This window comes from Bacteroides faecis MAJ27, from assembly GCF_900106755.1.
Classification (GTDB): domain Bacteria; phylum Bacteroidota; class Bacteroidia; order Bacteroidales; family Bacteroidaceae; genus Bacteroides; species Bacteroides faecis.
Window position 1 is genome coordinate 47,968 of sequence record NZ_FNNN01000028.1, and the last position, 18,762, is coordinate 66,729.

Genomic DNA, 18,762 nt, shown 5'->3' on the forward strand with positions numbered 1-18,762 from the left:
TTTCTCAATCTTGTTTCTTTATTTATTTTACTTTGATGTGGTCGAAGCCTTCTCCGTAAACTCCGATAACGGCACTTTGCGATACAAATGCGTTGGGGTCGATATCTTTGATCAGCCGGAAGATGATGGTAGACTCCCGCTTTTTGGCAAGTACAAACATCATTTTCACTTCTTTGCCTGTATAGAAGCCGGTTGCATTGATAATCGTTACTCCACGATGAGGGTACTCGTTGATGTGTCGTCCTATCTCTTCATACTTGCCGGATATGATGAAGAATTGGACGGACTGACGTGCACTGTTCACTACCTGGTCGAGGACGAAACTGCAAATGTAAAGGGTTGCAAATCCGTATACTACTTTCTCCCAATCCTTCAGAACGAAGTAACTGGAGGTAATGATAATCATATCGCAGATCAGTATGACTCTTCCCAAGGTGATATCCCGATACTTGTTGATGATAGCGGCAATGATGTCCGTACCGCCGGTACTTCCGTTGGCGCAGAAGGCGACTCCGATACCGCCGCCGCAGAACGATGCTCCGATGACGCATGCCATGAAAGGCTGGTCCTTAAGAAGGGCGACACCGGAGGTCAGTTGCTGGATAACGGAAAGGAAGAAAGTCAGGGTAAATACTCCGAAAATGGTTTTAATACAGAACTTTAATCCCAACAGCTTGAGGGCAAGCAACAATAAGAAAAAGTTAATGCTGAAATATGTATACTGTACCGGGAATCCCGTTGCCCAATATACAATAGATGCAATACCCGGCACTCCGCCCGTCGTAATGTCGTTGGGGAGTAGGAAAACGGTCCATCCGATGCCATATAGTATCATACCTACGGCGATCATCACATAATCTTTGGCTTCCCGAAGGATAGTCTGTCTAGAGGGTTTTAAAATATCTGCTTTCATATAGGTGATTATAATAATCAGTGGAGCGCCGAACATAAACTTACGGATAACCCCACTTTTTCTCAGTCGGGCTATCCGTAAGTTTACATATTAATAAGGTATAATGGCTTATTCGGCAAAAGCATGTTTGTAGCCTTGCACTTTATTCCATCCGCCACGGGTGAAATCGGGTATTTCTACCGGAGCAGAACCATTCTCGATAGAAAGTCGGGTCAGCTCAGCCATGCAGCACCATTCTGCCAGGTCATAAACGTCCATATCGAGTGGCAGGCCGTTGCGCAGGCAGTATACCAGACGATAGTCCATGATATAATCCATACCGCCATGACCGCCTACTTTCTTGGCAGTTTCTTCCAGTTCTTTGTGAATCGGGTCTTTGTATTTAGCCATCAATGCTTTTTTCACATCTTCGGATACGGAACCGTGTGCATTCAGCTTTTCGTGATTCGGTACATCATTTGAGTCTACTTGCGAAGGTCTCAGACAGTATTCTTCAATCGGATATTTGCTGGCATAACCATCTGCTCCGACCACTTGATACATGCGGCTGTAAGGACGTGGTGTCATTACGTTGTGCTGGATCAGCATTGTCTTGCCATTCTCGGTACGGATGAGAGTGGATGTCTGGTCGCCGTTCTGGAAGTCTTTCACTTCTTTTCCGGTTTTCTTTTTGATGTATGCAGGACCGTTCACAGGCTTGGTATCCATAGATACTAACGTTTTCATGCGGTCGCCACGGTGGATATTAAGTACCTGACAAGCCGGACCCATGCCGTGAGTGGCATATACATCGCCACGGTGCAGTTGGTTGTAATCCATACGCCAGTTGTTCCAGTAATACGGCCAGAAGTCTTCCAGATTGTGGATATACGCACCTTCTACATGAAGTACTTCACCGAATACACCTTGCTGTGCCATATTGAGTGATGTCAATTCAAAGAAGTCATATACACAGTTTTCCAGTTGCATACAATGCTTGCGAGTCTTTTCGGAAGTATTGATTAGTTTCCAGATTTCGTCCAGTGTCATGGCAGCAGGTACTTCGATAGCCACATGCTTACCGTGCTCCATAGCATATACACCCATTTCCGCATGGTGTTTCCAGTCGGTAGCTATATATACGATGTCGATGTCATCCCGTTCGCAGAGTTTTTTCCATGCCTTCTCGTCTCCCGCATATGAAGCGGCTTTAGGCAGACCGGCTTTCTCCAGAATCTTTTGTGCACTCTCGACACGTTCGGGGAGGAGATCGCACAAAGCTACGATTTGAGTTCCCGGAATATGTGTCCAGCGTTCAACGGCACCGGGACCACGCATTCCTAACCCGATAAAGCCTACACGGACAGTTTCAAGTTTTGGAGTGACAAGTTGGATAACGTCTTGCTGATTTGCCGGACGAGCCGGAGTTTCCACTTTAATCGGTGAGAATTTTGCTTTTGTCTTTTGAGCAAAACTGGTCTGGCAGGTCAACAATGCAAGACCGATGAGTGTGTTAAGTAGTAGTCTCTTCATCTTTCTTTTAGGTTTTTAATTGGGGGTTATTAATTGGTTTTTCATTTCGGTGTCAAAAATACTAATTAATTAATCAATCTGGTGTAATTATTGTAGATATTTTCACTGTCCATTCATCTTTTTGGTAGAAAAAGAGTCTCACTATTTCCTGCGCTATCGTGATATTTTCGGCATCGCCCCATGTTGGGCGATGCCGTTTTTATAGCTGCAATGTGTGTTAAGTTAATTTGTTCTTATAACAAAATACGTTTTCCGTCAGCTTGTACGGCGTATGTTTTGGCATTTACCATTGATACGGATGATGGAATCTCGAAAGTCGTGAAGGTAGAAAAATAAAGTAATTTTCCGTTTTCATTATTTTCTCTGATCTCGAAAGCAACCGCTTCATCTCCGTTTCGGATGGAAACCTTACGTCCCGTTATCTCTGCCGTGATTGTTTTGGTAATCTTCTGGTTTTCTTTGAATTGCGTGTAGTATCCGACATCTCCGACTGCCGAATAACGGTAGTCATCCGATGGGAATTCACTTTTCTTCCTGTCTTCGATGTACTGGAAAGCATGTTTCGGAGTAGGGAATTGTGCCATGTATTCTTTGGCTTCACGAATCATCGCGTCACTTACATAGTATTTGTATGTTCCGTACTGCTCGATAGTGGTATTGACAGGCTCGAAGAATCCCCACATTTCGAAAAAGTCAGTCAGATTCTCGTTGGCGGCTTTGCTTGCCATTTTAGCAAACTCAAGTTGTTTCTTTCCGGGGTCTTCTCCTTCGGTCATATTCACTTCGCGCATCAGTTTGAAAAGAGTTTGCCAGAAATCAGTCTTATATTCACAACGGTGATAGTAAGTCCACAATTGCCAGTTCATTCTCATGTGAGTTTCCGTATCTTCGTTCTGGTGGGTCGCGTCTCCCATGTTGTACCATGCCTGACCATTGGCGTAACGGGCGGTTGCAACGCTTCCCAGTCCGTTGCCGCGCGATTTGTATTTACCTAATTTATAGATAATATAGTTGGAGAACAGATTGTTGGATGATTCCGTAGAGCTGGCCCAGTTGATGGCGGCCTGATGAACATGTCCGATTTCATGGGCAGGTCCCCATGCGTTGTCTTCCGCTGCCATTACATTATCTTCTAGCAGTATATTACCTAAATAGGTATAAACAAATCCGATTTGATAGTCGGATGCCCACATATAGCTTCCTTCCGGTGAGATGGCAAACAAGTGGTTGTTGACCTGCGATGGGCGTACATCATCGATTCCCATTAATTCTTGTTGCCAGCTGACAATGTTATCCCATAAATGGATGGCAGAGAGGATATTGTTCGGTACATATTCCAGCAATTTGTTGCGGTGGAAATAGAACATGATCTTTTCTCCGCGTATGCAGAAGTATTTGTGTGTTGATTTTTTTAACAGTTCAGCGTACTTTTCGTCTGTCTTATGTTCTTTCAGGTCGAAGAAGCCGTTTACTGTACCACTTCCCAGAGGTATGTGAATCTTGATAGGTTTTGCTGAATTTGAAGCCAGGTCGGTGTTGTACATGACAAACAACTGGCCTTCTCCTTTCATTGTCAGTTTGTTGACGCCGGGGGTTAGCATATAGACATCTCCTGAAGAGGCTGTTTGTTTGTATTCGGTGCCCGTTTCCCAGATACACTGCACTGAAACGTTCTGTCCGTATGTGTCACCTACCAATACAATAACGTCATCTCCTGCTTTCACTGATATGCCGGTCGGATTGTCGAGATCACTGTATTTCTTGGTCATTAGTTTGTCTGCCCACTCGGTGATATTACTGTATGGCTCATAATTACGGATACGGAATTCTTTTTCCCATTTGTCGTATGTGTTGTCGCGGACTGCTTCTGCTATTCTGACGAAGTAGTCCGGCAGAGCCTGTATCTGCTCATCGGTGACATTGTCTTTTATTTCCGTACAGGTGATGTCGGTGAAGACGGTAAGCAGCTGTTTGTCCAGCGTTTTATCCGTATTGGTCTTGTAAAACTCCATTTCGTCACAGCTTACAAAATCTCCGAGTCCGCTTAAGACTTCGAACTTGATTCCAGTCGCTTTTATGCCTTCTGAAAATGAGACTTTGGATGGAGCGTTCTGCTCTTTAAAGTCATATTCTCCTTGCAGTGTATAGTCCGACCGGTCGGGGCTTGTGGTTGTATATACATTGACCTTTCCGAAATTTCCGTTACCGGATCGGGTATAATAAATTAAGTAGTTTATTTCTGTATCTCCTTTGAAATAATATTCCAGCGTGACAGGGAATTTGGCGGATTGTCCCCATGGGGTATGGAAAGGATCGGCACCATCAGTCGAAAATTTGCCGTCATAGGTGTTCTCAATATCTTGTCCACTCTGATGTTCACTTGCTTTGCCACCGGTTGGAGTCACCTTGATGTCTCCCTCTACAATCACTTCACCTTTAGCATATTGGTTGACAGTGATGGTATAGGTTGCAGTGGTCGATGTTACTTTTATACTGGCTGTTCTTTTGGCCTCGCCTGTATTTTCGTTCACTGTAATTTTCAGGAAGGTTCCTTCTGCCGCTGTTTTTTGTTTCGAGCATTGCAACCAGTTTGCCTCATAAGAGACATTCCATTGAGTTAACTCCAGGGATGTGTTGATTGGGATCTGGACAGATGTACTCGATTTGTCCAGATTCTGTATCAGGTACTCTTCGTTGATACTGAAAGAGGGGGTTATGAGTGATTTTTCGCTATCCTTACATGCCAGTGACACTGTAAATAGGGAAAAAAGGGCTAATAGGTTAATAAGAAATCTTTTGATTGTCATCTTTTTGCAGTATTAGTTTTTAAGATAGGAGGGGGAGGGTGAGTCAGACTCCCGACTCGCCCTCTGTTTCCTTTTTATTATTCAGACAGTATAAACAGACTGAATTCACTCCATACAAAGAAGGAACCACCCGTCCAGTTTTGCTCACATTCAAAGCGTAATGTGCTTGCTGCATTGTCTATTGTGATGTCGGGGGAAACATAAACACCTGCGGCACCGGACGGTAGATTGTCCACATCCCATGCAAAACGCTTGTAGAGTTGCAAATTGTTCTCAGTGGCTCCGGTGTATAAGTTGAACCATGCCAGAGCAGCATTTCCGTTATTGGACCTGTTGGTATAGGTGAAACGGAATGTCTTGGTAGATACGGGTAGTTTTACCTGTACATAATGTTTGTCAGCTACCGATACACTCCATGCACTATGGAAGTAGGTACCTACATCTCCATCCAACAAATTAGCCAATGAACCCTCTGACGGTTCTGTCGCGTTGCTGGAAAGCATGTCTGTCGTCAGATTGTATTTCTCGACGGAGGCAACCAGAATAAATGGGTCCGGATTGAATTCGAAACCGTCTTTTCCATTTATTTCCAGAATCTTGATGCCGACATTACCGGAGGTTTGCGTAAATTTAGGAATATTGACTTGTACGGAAGAAGTATTTCCCGGTTCAAATGAGATGATATCCGATGCTAATGTCGCTCCTTGTAATGTAGTGGTAGCTTCGTCAATTGCCACTTTACAGGTGAAACTCCATTGGTTTTCAACTTGCAGTCCTAAAGAAAGACTGATTGTACCTCCACTTTGTGGCAAGTATTTAGTCACGGTTCCTGAGCTGGATTCGGTGACAGAAAGAGATGGAATAATGACCTCCGGTTTCAGAATTAATGTATTCTTATCAGCCAGAATAGAATCGGATGTACTGGTCAGCATGATTGGAAGAACACATGTTTGTCCTTCTTCAAGAGTCTGCTCAAAACGGTCTATTTCGCTGGTGTTCAACTGCAGATTGATGATTTTGTAGGTTTCCGCAGAAGAATAATCAAGGTCTTCCATATTGAATGAGTAACAGTCAGCAGGCATTGCTACATAGTTCAAACCTCTTTCGGAGATGTACTGTTCGAAATTGGCTGCATCCATTGCACCGATATGAGCAGAAGCTGTCAGTGTGGGGTTGCTTCCGGATTTGATTACCGTGATTGAATAGTTGGTAGCTTCTCCTGTTTTGTAAAGATCTACAGCTTGCTCACCGGTGGTTTGCAATGATAGTATTTTTTCATATTCCTGTGGATACGTATCGTCATAATTGTCGCAGGAAGTATTCATCAGAATCATCCCGCACAAACACAAGGCTATTGATATATGTTTCATATATTCTATGTATTGTTATGAATGAATAAAAAATAATTAATATCCGGGCGCTTGTACCATCTGCGGATTTTTGTATACCTCGTTATAGAATACCGGATTCAGGTACATGCGGTTTTCCCAAACATAGGGTGCATCAACGATGGTCCGCTTGTTAAACTCTTCAAATGTGGGGCTTTGAACTTCTGCATTCAAACCTTCCCGTTTGCCTGCTCCGAAGTATTTTGCTCCTTCTGCCCAACGGCGGACATCGAAGAAGCGATGGCCTTCATTCCATAATTCAACAAAACGCTCGTTGTGTACCCAGTCCTTGATAGTCATATTGCTTGTGACATCAGCTATCGTTAATTTAGGAATACCGGCACGTTCGCGAACAGGATTTAACGCATCAATGGCTTCCTGGGTATTTCCCAATGCTGCCTGGCATTCTGCCACGTTCAGATAGAGTTCAGCCAGACGGAATAAAATAGTAGGTGCACTTGTTCCGCTTGTAGAACCGCCGGCTGTATAGAATTCTGTTACCGGATCAACGAATTTCTGCGTCAGGAATCCTGTGACACTATGGTCTCGGTTGAACAGAGACGGATTATAACCGTGCATTTCTGCATTTCTCATTTCCAGCTTCAGCGGAGAACCTGCGGCAAATTTTGTTCCGTAGTCGCCACCGTCAAAAGCCATCCATGCATAGAAACGGGGCTCACGACCTACATTCAACTTGATAATGTCTTCGCGGGAAGAAAGTCCTGCCGACTCGAACCATTCCGAAGACGGAGTGAAATCGAGGTCTTTTTCCGGTAATTTTCCGTTAGCTGTATAGAAATGTTCGATTGTATATAATGTAGGAGACACGCCACTGTAACCTGCATGCCAGGTACCATCAGATTTCTTCAGAATGCGAAGTGGATAACGGGAATAAAAATCAAACTGGTTTGATAATCCCCAGATAATTTCTTTGTTTCCTTCAGATTCGCGTGTACTTACTGCATAGCGCATCTTCATTACGTTTTTCAGAAATTCTTTATTATCATCTACGTCCGCTACTCCGGGAACGAAAGGCAAGCTCAATGATTGTCTTGAATAATATTCATCGTCATCGTACAGTTCACGGTCGCCGGAAGTGGTAGCCAATGTCAGTGCTTCCTGACATGCTGCCAGTGCTCTTTCCCATTTACTTTTATCATAAGTATTGCTAACCAGTGCTTTGCCGTAACCCGGAGTTTCGAAATTCTCATTCTGCCAGTTAGGATAAGGAAAGCTTCCGTTCCATAAAGGAGATGCGGCATAAAGTAGCAAGCGGGCTTTTACGGCTTTCGCTATAGTAGAGGTAGCACGTCCCCATTCATTAGTAACAGTACGGTTGGCTGGAAGCACTTTAGCTGCTTCATCCAGCTGATTCGCAATCCAGTCTACACAATAGTCAAAGTGGAAACGTCCATTGTACTCTGACGTTGGGGTATCCATCGGAATATACGAGTCCGTGATTGGAATGGGGCCATATCTTCTTAAGGTCACAAAGTGATAATAAGCTACCAGAAACTGGCATTCAGCTCTCCATAGTTCTTTTTCGGCATCGGATGCAATGTCGCTTCCTGCATTTTCCAGCTTTTGTAAAAAGAGGTAGCATTGACCTATATATTGATAGGTAGTTGACCATAGCCAGTTTTGGTTAGTAGATGATGCGGTATTGAAAGCATATGCGCCCCAGTAGCCATCTGTGTTCCATGAATACGGAAGTACGTATTCGTCTGTCGTAGAATTTATTTCTCCCAGATAGGCGGAAGGTAAATCTGTACCGACGCCTCCGTAACAGGAATAAAGGAAGCCCAAAGCTCTGGTGGGGCTTGACATAGCATCGTCGATATTGGGTTGTTCAGGTGGAACAACGTCCAGATAATCACAGGAAGTTAAGCTAAATGCAGTTATCATAACTGCTATACTTATATGTTGAAAAATGCGTGTTAGTTTCATATTTTTTATCATAATAAATTAGAACTGAAGTTGAATTCCCACATTGACAGTCTTTTGCATAGGATAACTGTTCCAGGATGAAAGTTCCGGGTCCCAAAGGTCGAACGGGCTGAATGTGAATAGATTGGCTGCACTGACGAAAATGCGTCCGTAAGGTATTTTGTATCCTATCTCTACATTCTTTAGGCGGAGGAAGGAGCCGTTTCTTAGCCAGTAGCTGCTGTTTACCGTATTGTTGGCAACGTCTGTTGCAAGTAGTCCCAAGCGAGGATAGGTTGCATCCCAGTTCTGCTTTTCTTCCGACCAATAATTGTCGGCTATATATTTCAATACATTTCTGTTGCCGACGGCAATTCCTTCTTGGAAAGGATCAATGCCGTTTGTCATGATAGAGCGCAAGGCAGAGCCACTGAAGAAGATACCCAAATCAAACTTTTTGTAGTTGAGTGTTCCGCCAAACCCATATTGCAAGCGGGGAGTACTTCCATATTTGGAGATCATCGTCTGGTCATCCGAGTCAATGATTCCGTCACCGTTGAGGTCACGATATTTAATATCTCCGACTTTAGGTGTAGACCCCAGGTTCTGTGCGGGACTGTTGTCTATTTCTTCCTGCGATTTAAACAAACCTTCTGCGATGTAGCCGGTAATGCGTGAATAAGGCTTTCCGGTTTCTGACTTCCATATAGTCGGATATTCCGGTTCGTCTACATAGACCATTTTGTTTTTGTTGTATGTGAAGTTTGCCTGCAGGCTGACTGACAAATCTTTAGAGAAGTTGTTGGCATAATTAATGCTGAATTCCACTCCCTTATTATCCATTTTTCCAATGTTACTCCAGGGTTTGGCTATATGGTATGCCAAAGACTGCGGCCATGCTTCACGGTTCATAAAGATGTCGTAACGCTTGTCGTAGAAATAGTCGAATGTAAATGTCCAATTGCGGAACAGCGTGAAATCAACACCGATATCGAGCTTCTTTACCTTTTCCCATCCCAGACCGGACATTGCATAATATGCCATCTGAGGACCTCCCAATTGGTAGTCCATATTTTGTCCGGAAGTCCATTTCAGATATGACAGATCGTTATTTGTAATCTTATCTATATACAAGTAATAACTTCCTCCGGCTGTCGCCAGGTCGTCACTACCCACAAGACCGTAAGAACCTCTGATTTTCAGATTGTCCACTACATTTTTCATTGGTTCGAAGAAAGCTTCATTGCTTATCACCCATCCCAGAGATACGGCAGGGAAGAATCCGAAACGGTCTTCTTTGGCCAGACGTTCTGTACCGTTGTAGCCGAAGTTAAATTCAAACAGGTAACGTTGTCCGTAATCATAAGTCAGACGTCCGGAAAGTCCCTGGTTGCGGTTAGGCAATACATCACTTCTGTATTCACGTTGTTTGTAGAGCAACATGGCACCTACATTATGTAACCCGAACTGGCGGGCATAATTTAAATTGAACTGCAATTCGAATGTCTGGTCGGATGACTTTCCAATAGCCGACTGACTGATGTAATCGCTACCATCCGAATTCAGTAATTCCAGTTCATAGTCTGTATTTGCCAGGTCGGTTTCGTCGTAGCTTCCACTTTTTACGCGGTAGTAATAAGGAGCGATGCTGCGGTTAAAAGAAGAACTTGACCACGTTTTGAAATTTACAAAAGCGTTCACCTTAAGTCCTTTAGTGATAAAATCCAGATCCTGGTCTATCTTGATAACTGTGTTAAGTGTATTTTCGTTTGTTTCGGCAAAAGTAGTCATCATTTTTGCATAAGGGTTCGTATATAATGTATTCCCTGAAATGATGTTATTACCGTACATGATACGATCATCCTGACTTGGATAGGTAACAGGAAACTCTATGGGCGTAGTCGTCAGAATCTGTTTGAACAGATCTTCACTTGATACATTCGGGCTTTTCTTCTGGCGAATCTGAGCGTTCATGTTCATTTTGATCGTTGTCGTCGGAGTCAGTTTGTAAGCAATGTTATTCTGGAACGTATAGTTCATTATATTAATATTGTTGTTCCACGAATATGCTTTCTCCGTGTTCAGCAAGCCTGAATCATGGCTGACATCCAAACTCATATAATATTTCACTTTAGAACCACCACCTGAAATGTTGACGTTGGCACGTTGGCGCATACTCATATTTTTGAATAATACGTCTTGCCAGTTTACATCGGGATAAAGATAACGATTCACTCCGGAAGCAGTGCGTTCCATGTCCGTAGCGCTATATTTGGGCGAAGCAGAAGGGTTTCTGGCTAGTGCGGCTTTATTGTACATGTCCATATAAGTTGCTCCGTCCACAAATTCTGGGAACTTATCCAGATAGTTGAAAGAATTTTCTGCTGTAACGTTGATGGATGTTTTACTGTTATATTCTCCACCTTTGGTTGTAACGATCATTACACCGTTCGCACCACGTGAACCATAAATAGCGGTAGCAGATGCATCTTTAAGGATAGAAAAGCTTTCAATGTTCTCTGCCGGTACATAATTTAAGTCACCGGATGATATTTCTACGTCATCCAGAAGAATCAGAGGAGTTGCCCGTCCGCCGAAAGTTCCGATACCACGAATATAAAATTCGGCACCCGAACCAGGTTCTCCGGAATTTGTTTTAGCGATGACACCCGCCAACTTTCCGGCAAATGAGTTGGACAGAGTGGATGAGGGCAGTTTAAGGCTGGCACCTTTGATACTTGTGATGGCTCCCGTCACACTGACTTTCTTTTGAGTACCGGAACCGACTACGACCACTTCATTCAAAGTGTGATCGTCTCCTTCCAGTACAATCTTGATATTTCCGAGATCTTCTACAGGAACTTCGCGGGTTTTGTATCCGATATAAGTAACCACAAGAATCGTCTTGTTGTCAGGTATGGCAAGGCTGAAATTTCCGTCAATGTCCGAGATTGTACCGGTGTTTTTATCGCCTTTAATGGTGATGTTAGCTCCGATGATGGGGCTGTCGTCTACTGCATCTAAAATAGTACCCGTCACAATACGTTTTTTCTTTTGCTGGGTACTATTCGTTTTTTGTACATTGAGGATAACCTCTTTGTTTTTCACAATGTAGCTAATACCGCTATCTTTGAAAACTTCGTTCAGGATTTCGTCAATGGAACCGTTACAATTAATATCTTTCCGTTGCTTGTTTTCCAAGTCTGCAGCATTGTAGAAAAACGTATAGTCACTGTTTTTTTCTATCAGCTGGATAGCTTGCATAATAGTGATTGATTGCCCCTTAATGGATATGTGTCCCTGGGCTCCAAGAGCTGATAAGGGGTAGAAGAGCAAAGTGAGTGCGATATGCTTTAGATACCGCCTCCAATAACAACTGTGATTTTTTTTCATGATTTAACTTGTTGTGAGGTTAAATATTGGGTTAATTATTAGAAATATGGTTAATTATATATTACTATCTCATTATTCTGATTTTTATATGTAAGGTTGAGGCTGAAACAGAGTTTTTCGATTACATCGTTCAAACTCTCGTCATAGCGGATGCTTCCTGTGAATGAAGATTGTTCGGTAAACTTTCCTACTAAAATAATGTTTGACTGGTATATTTGATTTACAATAGAAATGAGCTGGGGCAATGGGGTATCTTTGAAATTATATCTTCCGTCTTTCCAGTTGATATTCATTATATTTTCGACTTGCGTTTGTGCATTGTTTGGATTGTACATTACCTTTTGTGCCGGAGACATGACAATTTTCTCTCCTGTAGATTCTACATTGAATTCTATTTTACCATGAAACAGTGTGATTTCGTTTCTTTCGGCATTCGTTTGTTGGATCTGGAAACAGGTTCCCTTTACTTCTATAAACGCTTTGTTGATATGCACTTGGAAGAAACTGCCTTCCTGTTTGTATACCTCAAAAAATGAGTTGCCTTCCAGCCAGACTTCTCTTTTCTGATTAAATGCTTTTGCATACTTAATGGAACTTCCCGGTTCCATCCATACTTTTGTGCTATCCGGCAAAATGTACATTTGGTTTTGCTGGGCTATTACCTTTATGAATTCGTCCTCGATATTGTTCCTGACCGAATTCACCCAAAGTCCTCCTATTGTTAGTAAAAGAGCAAGTGAAGCTACGGCAAAGTACCATCTTAGTTCTGATAGAACTAAGATAAAAAAAACAGTTCGTTGGAAAATATTTTCTTTATTTTCTATTTATAATGCTCTTGTTATAAGATGATTATGATATGAATATGCATTTTTCTATTTTTTTTGTGGAAGAGATGTGGGGATAGACCTGACTCAAGTGTATTTATAATATACGAGTAATTATAAATAGAATAATAGTAAAGTGAAATAGCATGGATAAAGATATAAAAATGAATTTGATTAAAGGTTTGCTGTCGGGGCGGCTAACTAAAAAGCAGCGAAGAGGCTATGCTGAGCTGGAATCAGTGGATAAAGAATTGAAAATACAATGGAATGAATCTGGAAATAAAACGATAGATTTAAAAATAAAAGAACAGATATGGGAGAAAGTAAAAGCAAGATGTATAGATAGGAAAAAAGATAAAGTTCTATCAGAACTTGGTATATAAAAATAATAAGGTTCTTTTTAGAGCATCTGTTTAATGGAAAAAAGATAACTTTATTCTGAATAAAAATCAAGAAAAATGTTGTGCTTAATGGTTATTTCCTTATTTTTGTAACACAATTGAAAACAAATGAAGGAGACGATAATTTTAGAAAAGGTAAAAGTTGGGGATGCATCTGCATTCTCTTTGTTGTATGACCTTTATTGGTTGAAGGTCTATAATTTTGCGCGACTTTATATTACTTCGTCTTCCGCGATTTCAGAAGTAGTGCAGGATGTTTTCGTGAAACTCTGGGAGTCGAGAGAATTTTTGGATGTTACAAAAAATTTTGATGGATTTCTTTTTATGATTACCCGCAATATCATATTCAATTATTCGCGCAGGTATTTTAATGAATTGAATTTTAAGATGACGGTTTTAAAAGGAATTGAGAATTCATATGATATAGAAGAGGAACTGGATGCTGCTGATTTGAAGAACTATATTGATAAATTGATTTCGCAGCTTCCGGCCAGGCGGCAGCAGATTTTTAGAATGAGCCGTGAAGAGCATTTGTCTAACCGGGAAATCGCAGAACGTTGTGCGGTCAGTGAAAAAGCGATAGAACGGCAGATAACCTTAGCATTGAAATTTATAAAAGAGAACCTGCCTTTATTCGTTGTATTTATGGGATAATGCTTAAACGTATCCGCATTCAGGTATGAATACGAATACGTTTAGCTGCTTGCAGACCTTTGTATATCTTATTTTTTTAGTTTGAAGTAAGGGTTCTTGCTCATTTTTACATCTGAAGGTCTCATCTTTTCAATTTTAACGGTACGTCCTAATACATCTCCTTCGATTTTATTGTTCGAAATAACTACTGATCTGCATGCTTCCAGCGTGATACCCTCCTTGCGATAGTGATAAGGCTGGTAAGTAGTATCGCGTATAAGTGTATTGGAAGAGAAAGTGAGTTCGTCTACCGAGCGTGCAAAGAGAATCGGATAGTCGAAAAGATGGAAGGTGTTATCCACAATGCGTATATTACGATGATATGGATATTTTTGCTCGGGTGTCGGTATCTCAGGATCAATGCTAATCACTGCTTCACAGAACTGATAGAGTGAAGAATTGCAAGGATAGCGAAAATCATTGTTGCGTATCAGCACATCTTTGACCGCTCCCGATTCATACCATGCATTTGCATCTCCGGCAATCAGAATGGCAGAACCGCTGGATTCGAATACATTGTTCTCAATGATAACCTTACCGGGCGTAGATACGAGCAAACCACGTGCCCGGCAACTTCCAAAATGACAGTTACGTATTTCCGCATCGGGTGTACAGGTCAGATTCTCTATTACATATCCCGCTTCCACTCCGGCTGGAAGTGGCGCTGATAGCTCGATGATGAATTCAGCTTTATTCAGTGTTTCAAACTTATTTATTTTGCCGGTAGCTACGGTGCGCATGGTTTTATGTTCTATAAATCCGATTGTTTCGTCCGGACGGCCCCATTCCATACCTTCGCTCATATCCTGCATAAACTTGCATTTGATACGGGTAGGAGAAAGAACTTCCATAATCCGGGAACATGTTCCGTGAATGTTGATCGGATCATCCATCAATCCGGCCCAGCTACAGTTCTCGATCTTGAGAAGTCCACTGCATCCCATAAAGTGGAAACCATCGTCATGTCCGCTCAATACGCGCTTTTTAGAAGCATTCGGAATGACATGTACATCATTAAATGATATATTCTTACTGTATTGTGATAAGATGCCCAGTCCGCAGGTATGGAATAACTTCAGATTTTCCAGTTTAGTATCCATGCTGTGATAGATGAAAATACCGGCATGGTCACGGGTGCTATGTCGTAACACAAGGATCGTGCCTGGTGCAGGGAAGAATTTTTCTGCTTCTCTTTTAGGATCGGATAAACGCACTAGTCCGGGTTTTACTTCCATGGCATCGTATGAACGCCATCCTAAATTGTCGCCTGTGTTCGGCAGGACAAGATGAGTGTTGGGATCAAACTGCATGATAGCCCAAAGACTGCTTTTCCATCCTTCACCGACAAAAGTCAGGCGTTTGTTTTCTATAATATAAGGATATTGACGGGAGTCAATCTCAATTTCAAGATAATCGGGAGCAGACTGAGTGACAATCCCTTGTGCAGTTAATGGTATTTCCCAGTCAACGGAAAAGTTCTTTAGAGTAATATTCCGGCAGTGATCCAGCGTGAATGGCTGCATCCGGCCGTGCATGATAAATTCAGAGCCATTGCCGTCAATCGTCAGATCATTGATTTGTTCCAGTAGCACAGCTAGAATTTTCGGATTAATGTCGTAGGTATTCGTTTCATGATAGTCTTTTTCAATGGCATGCTGTGCCCAGAAGTCATATCTTCCTTTCGGAAAGACGAGGGTGGAGCCGGGATGTTGTCTGCAAGCCTCGATTGCCTTTTGTATAAATGGAACCGAGTTGATGCGGCTGTCGGGTTTCAAGCCAAAATCGGATACGGAAATAATCTTGCTTGCCGAAATACTATTTGTGCAAAGTAAAAGTACAGCTAACAAGCATGTTTTTAATGATAAAAATGTTCTCATGTGTTTTTATGGTTTTGGGGGTAAATAAATGCTAATGTGTATGTTCTTTCCAGATGCCTCTGGTAAAGTCCGGTATTTCTACAGGCATACTGCCGTTTAATGCCGATTTTTCGCTTAATTCGGTGATGCACGACCATTCGGCTGCATCGTACACATCCATGTCAAGAGGCAATCCGTTGCGCAGGCAGTATATTAGCCGGTAATCCATAACGTAGTTCATTTCGTTGGGTAATCCTTTGCGATGCGCTTCCTCACCGATAGTGGCGCTAAAGGGATGTTTATAGCGGGTCAGTATTTCCTCCAATGCTTCTCCTTCCAGCGGAGCGTCTCCGTGGGAATCCAGTGTGATGCAAGGTACCGGATATTTTTGTGCGAAGCCGAGTGTACCGCATACTGTTTGCAAACGGCTGTAAGGTCGGGGAGTGGATATATTATACTGAAGCATGATCGTTTTTCCTTTGGCTGTATGGATAAGGGTGGTGTTGACATCTCCTAGTTTATATTTCTGCCGGGCTTCCGGTGAATCTTCGCCAAATCTCTTCCGGGCATACTCGCTCATGCCAGCCTGATGGGTAGACATGGATACGAGATATTCCATTCTGTCGCTACGGTGAATATCGAGAATCTGGCAAGCAGGTCCCAGACCATGAGTCGGGTAGGGATTGCCTGTATGCTCGATACTATATCTCTTTCCCCAGTGATTGTGGTAGCCGCCTTCGCTCTCTTCGGCAAAATACATAGAGCGGAGATCGTGAATATATGCACCTTCTACATGCATAATTTCTCCGAGCACACCTTGGCGTGCCATTTCGAGCGTAGTCAGAGCAAAGGGATCATAGCAGCAATTTTCCAGCATGATACAGTGACGTCTTGTCTTTTCTGCGGTATCTACCAGTTGCCAGCATTCAGCTATGTTCATGGCAGCCGGGACTTCTATGGCTACATGTTTGCCGCATTCCATTGCATAAGATGCCATTTGGGCATGAGTGAGCCAGTCTGTACAGATGAATATTAAATCCAGATCACTGCATTCGCACATCTTTCGCCAGCCTTCCGGTCCGGTATATCCTGTGGCTTCGGGTTGCTTTGCTTCTTTTAGTATGAGTTGGGCCTTGTGCAGATTGCCTTCCCTGATTTCACTGAGGGCTTTGACGGTCGTTCCTTCTATTTGCAGATATCGCTGCAGGGTGAGTAACCCTCGATTCCCCAATCCTATAATTCCGATGCGGACAATTGGGATAGGGGGGTGTGCCAATTGCAGTACGCGTGACCGCGTTGGAGAATCTTTCATGTTCTTAGAGGTTTAAAGTAATACAAAAAAAGAGAATCTAATTTCTCAGATTCTCTTTGAAGAGCGGAAGACGGGGCTCAAACCCGCGACCCTCAGCTTGGAAGGCTAATGCTCTATCAACTGAGCTACTTCCGCAATTTTTGTGGGCAAAGATGGATTCGAACCACCGAAGTCGAAAGACAGCAGATTTACAGTCTGCCCCATTTGGCCACTCTGGTATTTGCCCTTTTTTGCTTTTGAGAAGGTTTGTTTCTCAATTGCGGTGCAAAGATACGACTATTTATTTAAACTCCAAACAAAATCGATCATTTTTATTGCAGAAATTGCACATTCGTCTCCTTTGTTACCCAGTTTACCACCGGCGCGATCTTCTGCTTGTTCCATCGTATTAGTGGTAATTAATCCGTAAATGACTGGTATGTCGCCAGTTGCGTTTAATTCGGTAATTCCTTGAGTCGCTCCCATACAGACATAATCAAAATGTGGAGTATCTCCTTTAATGACGCAACCAATTGCAATAATTGCATCCACATCGCAATTTTCCATCATTTGATTGGCGCCGAAGGTCAGTTCGAAACTTCCCGGTACAGTTTTTACCAGAATATTTTCATCTTTTACTCCATGTTTTTTTAATGTATTGACTGCGCCGTTCAGCAAAGCTCCGGTGATATTGAAATTCCATTCGGATACAACGATGCCGAATTTCATGTTTTCAGCGTTTGGAACAGAATTGAAATCGTATTCGGATAAGTTATGGTATGCTGTTGCCATAATTGTAGTAATTAAAGGGGTTATAAATGTAGGATTTATAAAAGGCACGGATTACATGGATTTCACGGTAGCTTCGCATAATTGCATTAGTACGTGACGTACTAAAAACCGTGAAATCCGTGTAATCCGTGCCTAATCTTCTATTATGTATATAATAAGGAATATTACTTCTTCATCAGTTTAGCCTGTTCGATGTATTTGTCGATGTCCATAGCCTGATAAGACTGGAAGTATTTATCCTTGATCTTGGTATAGGCATTAACGGCATCGTCATATTTTCCTTGTTTTACCAGAATTTCTCCGGCTTGCATCAGGAAGATAGGGCTTAATGAGTTGTTGTCAGCTTTGTCTGCTGCAGATATCAGGGTAGAAGCGGCTTTGTCCAGCTGACCCAGTTGTGCGTAGCAGTTACCTGTTGCACCGAGGATTGCAGGAGCTACCATCTGGTCGTTTCCGTTGAAACCATCAAGCATCTTCACAGCTTCGTCATATTTACCTAGTTGTGCGTAGCAAATTCCTGCATAAGCTTTTGCCAGATTAGCAGCCTTAGTGCCGCTATATTCATCAGCTACTTTGAGGAAACCTACATAACCAATACTATCACCGTTCAGTGCTTGTTCATAAGCATCTTGTTCAAAGTATTCCTGTCCTTTGAAAAGAGCAGCCTGTGCCTTTTCTTCACGTGGTTCAGCATAGAGGTTCTTGTACATGATAAAACCTGCTACGATGATAATCACGGCTACAACACCGCCGATGATTGCGTTTTTGTACTTAACAAGAAATGCTTCCGATTGTGTCAGTGCATCTTCTACGTTCAGATGTTCATTCTGATTCTTTTGTTCTGCCATTTTTATATGATTCTTTTTGTTATTATTCATCGTTTGATAATTCGACTCGCAAAAGTAGTTTTTTTATATCTACAAACGAAATTTAGAGGCATCTTTTTTTGTTTTACGCTCGAAAACC

At 42.4% G+C, this 18,762-nt stretch carries 13 protein-coding genes and 2 tRNA genes; 2 read left to right on the forward strand and 13 right to left on the reverse strand.

Annotated features, from left to right (window positions below):
• Positions 1-22: 22 nt before the first annotated feature.
• The 7 genes from BLW31_RS19740 to BLW31_RS19770 form a co-directional block, all read right to left on the reverse strand.
• Positions 23-913: a YitT family protein gene (locus tag BLW31_RS19740; RefSeq protein ID WP_010536847.1), complete on the reverse strand. Its 891-nt coding sequence runs from the start codon at positions 911-913 to the stop codon at positions 23-25.
• 108 nt (positions 914-1,021) lie between these two features.
• Positions 1,022-2,425 carry a Gfo/Idh/MocA family protein gene (locus tag BLW31_RS19745; RefSeq protein ID WP_010536848.1) on the reverse strand — a complete coding sequence of 468 codons (1,404 nt, stop codon included), beginning with the start codon at positions 2,423-2,425 and terminating at the stop codon, positions 1,022-1,024.
• A 233-nt stretch (positions 2,426-2,658) separates the two neighbouring features.
• Positions 2,659-5,232: a M60 family metallopeptidase gene (locus BLW31_RS19750; RefSeq protein ID WP_010536849.1), complete on the reverse strand. Its 2,574-nt coding sequence runs from the start codon at positions 5,230-5,232 to the stop codon at positions 2,659-2,661.
• A gap of 77 nt (positions 5,233-5,309) precedes the next feature.
• Positions 5,310-6,602, reverse strand: coding sequence for a BT_3987 domain-containing protein (locus BLW31_RS19755; RefSeq protein ID WP_029425346.1), 1,293 nt, complete (start codon positions 6,600-6,602; stop codon positions 5,310-5,312).
• 36 nt (positions 6,603-6,638) lie between these two features.
• A complete protein-coding gene (locus BLW31_RS19760) occupies positions 6,639-8,579 on the reverse strand; it encodes a RagB/SusD family nutrient uptake outer membrane protein (RefSeq protein ID WP_032836781.1) in 1,941 nt (646 codons plus the stop codon).
• A gap of 6 nt (positions 8,580-8,585) precedes the next feature.
• Positions 8,586-11,939: a TonB-dependent receptor gene (locus BLW31_RS19765; RefSeq protein WP_022302102.1), complete on the reverse strand. Its 3,354-nt coding sequence runs from the start codon at positions 11,937-11,939 to the stop codon at positions 8,586-8,588.
• 50 nt (positions 11,940-11,989) lie between these two features.
• Entirely contained in the window at positions 11,990-12,643 is a 654-nt protein-coding gene (locus BLW31_RS19770) for a FecR family protein (RefSeq protein ID WP_029425347.1), read from the reverse strand.
• Positions 12,644-12,909: 266 nt separating this feature from the next.
• On the opposite strand from BLW31_RS19770, the gene BLW31_RS19775 reads away from it, so the two are divergent.
• Together BLW31_RS19775 and BLW31_RS19780 are read left to right on the forward strand one after the other, a co-directional pair.
• Positions 12,910-13,146, forward strand: coding sequence for a hypothetical protein (locus BLW31_RS19775; protein WP_010536854.1), 237 nt, complete (start codon positions 12,910-12,912; stop codon positions 13,144-13,146).
• Positions 13,147-13,272: 126 nt separating this feature from the next.
• Positions 13,273-13,818, forward strand: coding sequence for an RNA polymerase sigma-70 factor (locus tag BLW31_RS19780; protein ID WP_010536855.1), 546 nt, complete (start codon positions 13,273-13,275; stop codon positions 13,816-13,818).
• A gap of 68 nt (positions 13,819-13,886) precedes the next feature.
• Here BLW31_RS19780 and BLW31_RS19785 read toward each other — a convergent pair whose 3' ends face one another.
• The 6 genes from BLW31_RS19785 to BLW31_RS19810 all read right to left on the reverse strand — a co-directional run bounded on the left by BLW31_RS19785 (position 13,887) and on the right by BLW31_RS19810 (position 18,644).
• Positions 13,887-15,734: a right-handed parallel beta-helix repeat-containing protein gene (locus BLW31_RS19785; RefSeq protein WP_022302104.1), complete on the reverse strand. Its 1,848-nt coding sequence runs from the start codon at positions 15,732-15,734 to the stop codon at positions 13,887-13,889.
• Between the two features lie 31 nt (positions 15,735-15,765).
• The gene (locus BLW31_RS19790) at positions 15,766-17,025 is read right to left on the reverse strand and encodes a Gfo/Idh/MocA family protein (RefSeq protein WP_010536857.1); all 1,260 of its coding nucleotides are present in this window, start codon (positions 17,023-17,025) and stop codon (positions 15,766-15,768) included.
• A 62-nt stretch (positions 17,026-17,087) separates the two neighbouring features.
• A tRNA-Gly gene (locus BLW31_RS19795) sits at positions 17,088-17,160 on the reverse strand.
• Between the two features lie 8 nt (positions 17,161-17,168).
• A tRNA-Tyr gene (locus tag BLW31_RS19800) sits at positions 17,169-17,251 on the reverse strand.
• A 50-nt stretch (positions 17,252-17,301) separates the two neighbouring features.
• The gene (ribH, locus tag BLW31_RS19805) at positions 17,302-17,796 is read right to left on the reverse strand and encodes a 6,7-dimethyl-8-ribityllumazine synthase (protein WP_008764452.1); all 495 of its coding nucleotides are present in this window, start codon (positions 17,794-17,796) and stop codon (positions 17,302-17,304) included.
• A gap of 164 nt (positions 17,797-17,960) precedes the next feature.
• Entirely contained in the window at positions 17,961-18,644 is a 684-nt protein-coding gene (locus BLW31_RS19810) for a tetratricopeptide repeat protein (protein WP_010536858.1), read from the reverse strand.
• Positions 18,645-18,762: the final 118 nt, after the last annotated feature.

Excerpts from the sequence above, each read along its gene's own strand:
- BLW31_RS19765 (WP_022302102.1), bottom strand. The coding sequence starts at position 11,939 with ATGAAAAAAAATCACAGTTGTTATTGGAGGCGGTATCTAAAGCATATC.
- BLW31_RS19740 (WP_010536847.1), bottom strand. The coding sequence starts at position 913 with ATGAAAGCAGATATTTTAAAACCCTCTAGACAGACTATCCTTCGGGAA.
- BLW31_RS19755 (WP_029425346.1), bottom strand. The coding sequence starts at position 6,602 with ATGAAACATATATCAATAGCCTTGTGTTTGTGCGGGATGATTCTGATG.
- ribH (WP_008764452.1), bottom strand. The coding sequence starts at position 17,796 with ATGGCAACAGCATACCATAACTTATCCGAATACGATTTCAATTCTGTT.
- BLW31_RS19775 (WP_010536854.1), top strand. The coding sequence starts at position 12,910 with ATGGATAAAGATATAAAAATGAATTTGATTAAAGGTTTGCTGTCGGGG.
- BLW31_RS19750 (WP_010536849.1), bottom strand. The coding sequence starts at position 5,232 with ATGACAATCAAAAGATTTCTTATTAACCTATTAGCCCTTTTTTCCCTA.
- BLW31_RS19790 (WP_010536857.1), bottom strand. The coding sequence starts at position 17,025 with ATGAAAGATTCTCCAACGCGGTCACGCGTACTGCAATTGGCACACCCC.
- BLW31_RS19760 (WP_032836781.1), bottom strand. The coding sequence starts at position 8,579 with ATGATAAAAAATATGAAACTAACACGCATTTTTCAACATATAAGTATA.
- BLW31_RS19780 (WP_010536855.1), top strand. The coding sequence starts at position 13,273 with ATGAAGGAGACGATAATTTTAGAAAAGGTAAAAGTTGGGGATGCATCT.
- BLW31_RS19810 (WP_010536858.1), bottom strand. The coding sequence starts at position 18,644 with ATGGCAGAACAAAAGAATCAGAATGAACATCTGAACGTAGAAGATGCA.
- BLW31_RS19785 (WP_022302104.1), bottom strand. The coding sequence starts at position 15,734 with ATGAGAACATTTTTATCATTAAAAACATGCTTGTTAGCTGTACTTTTA.
- BLW31_RS19745 (WP_010536848.1), bottom strand. The coding sequence starts at position 2,425 with ATGAAGAGACTACTACTTAACACACTCATCGGTCTTGCATTGTTGACC.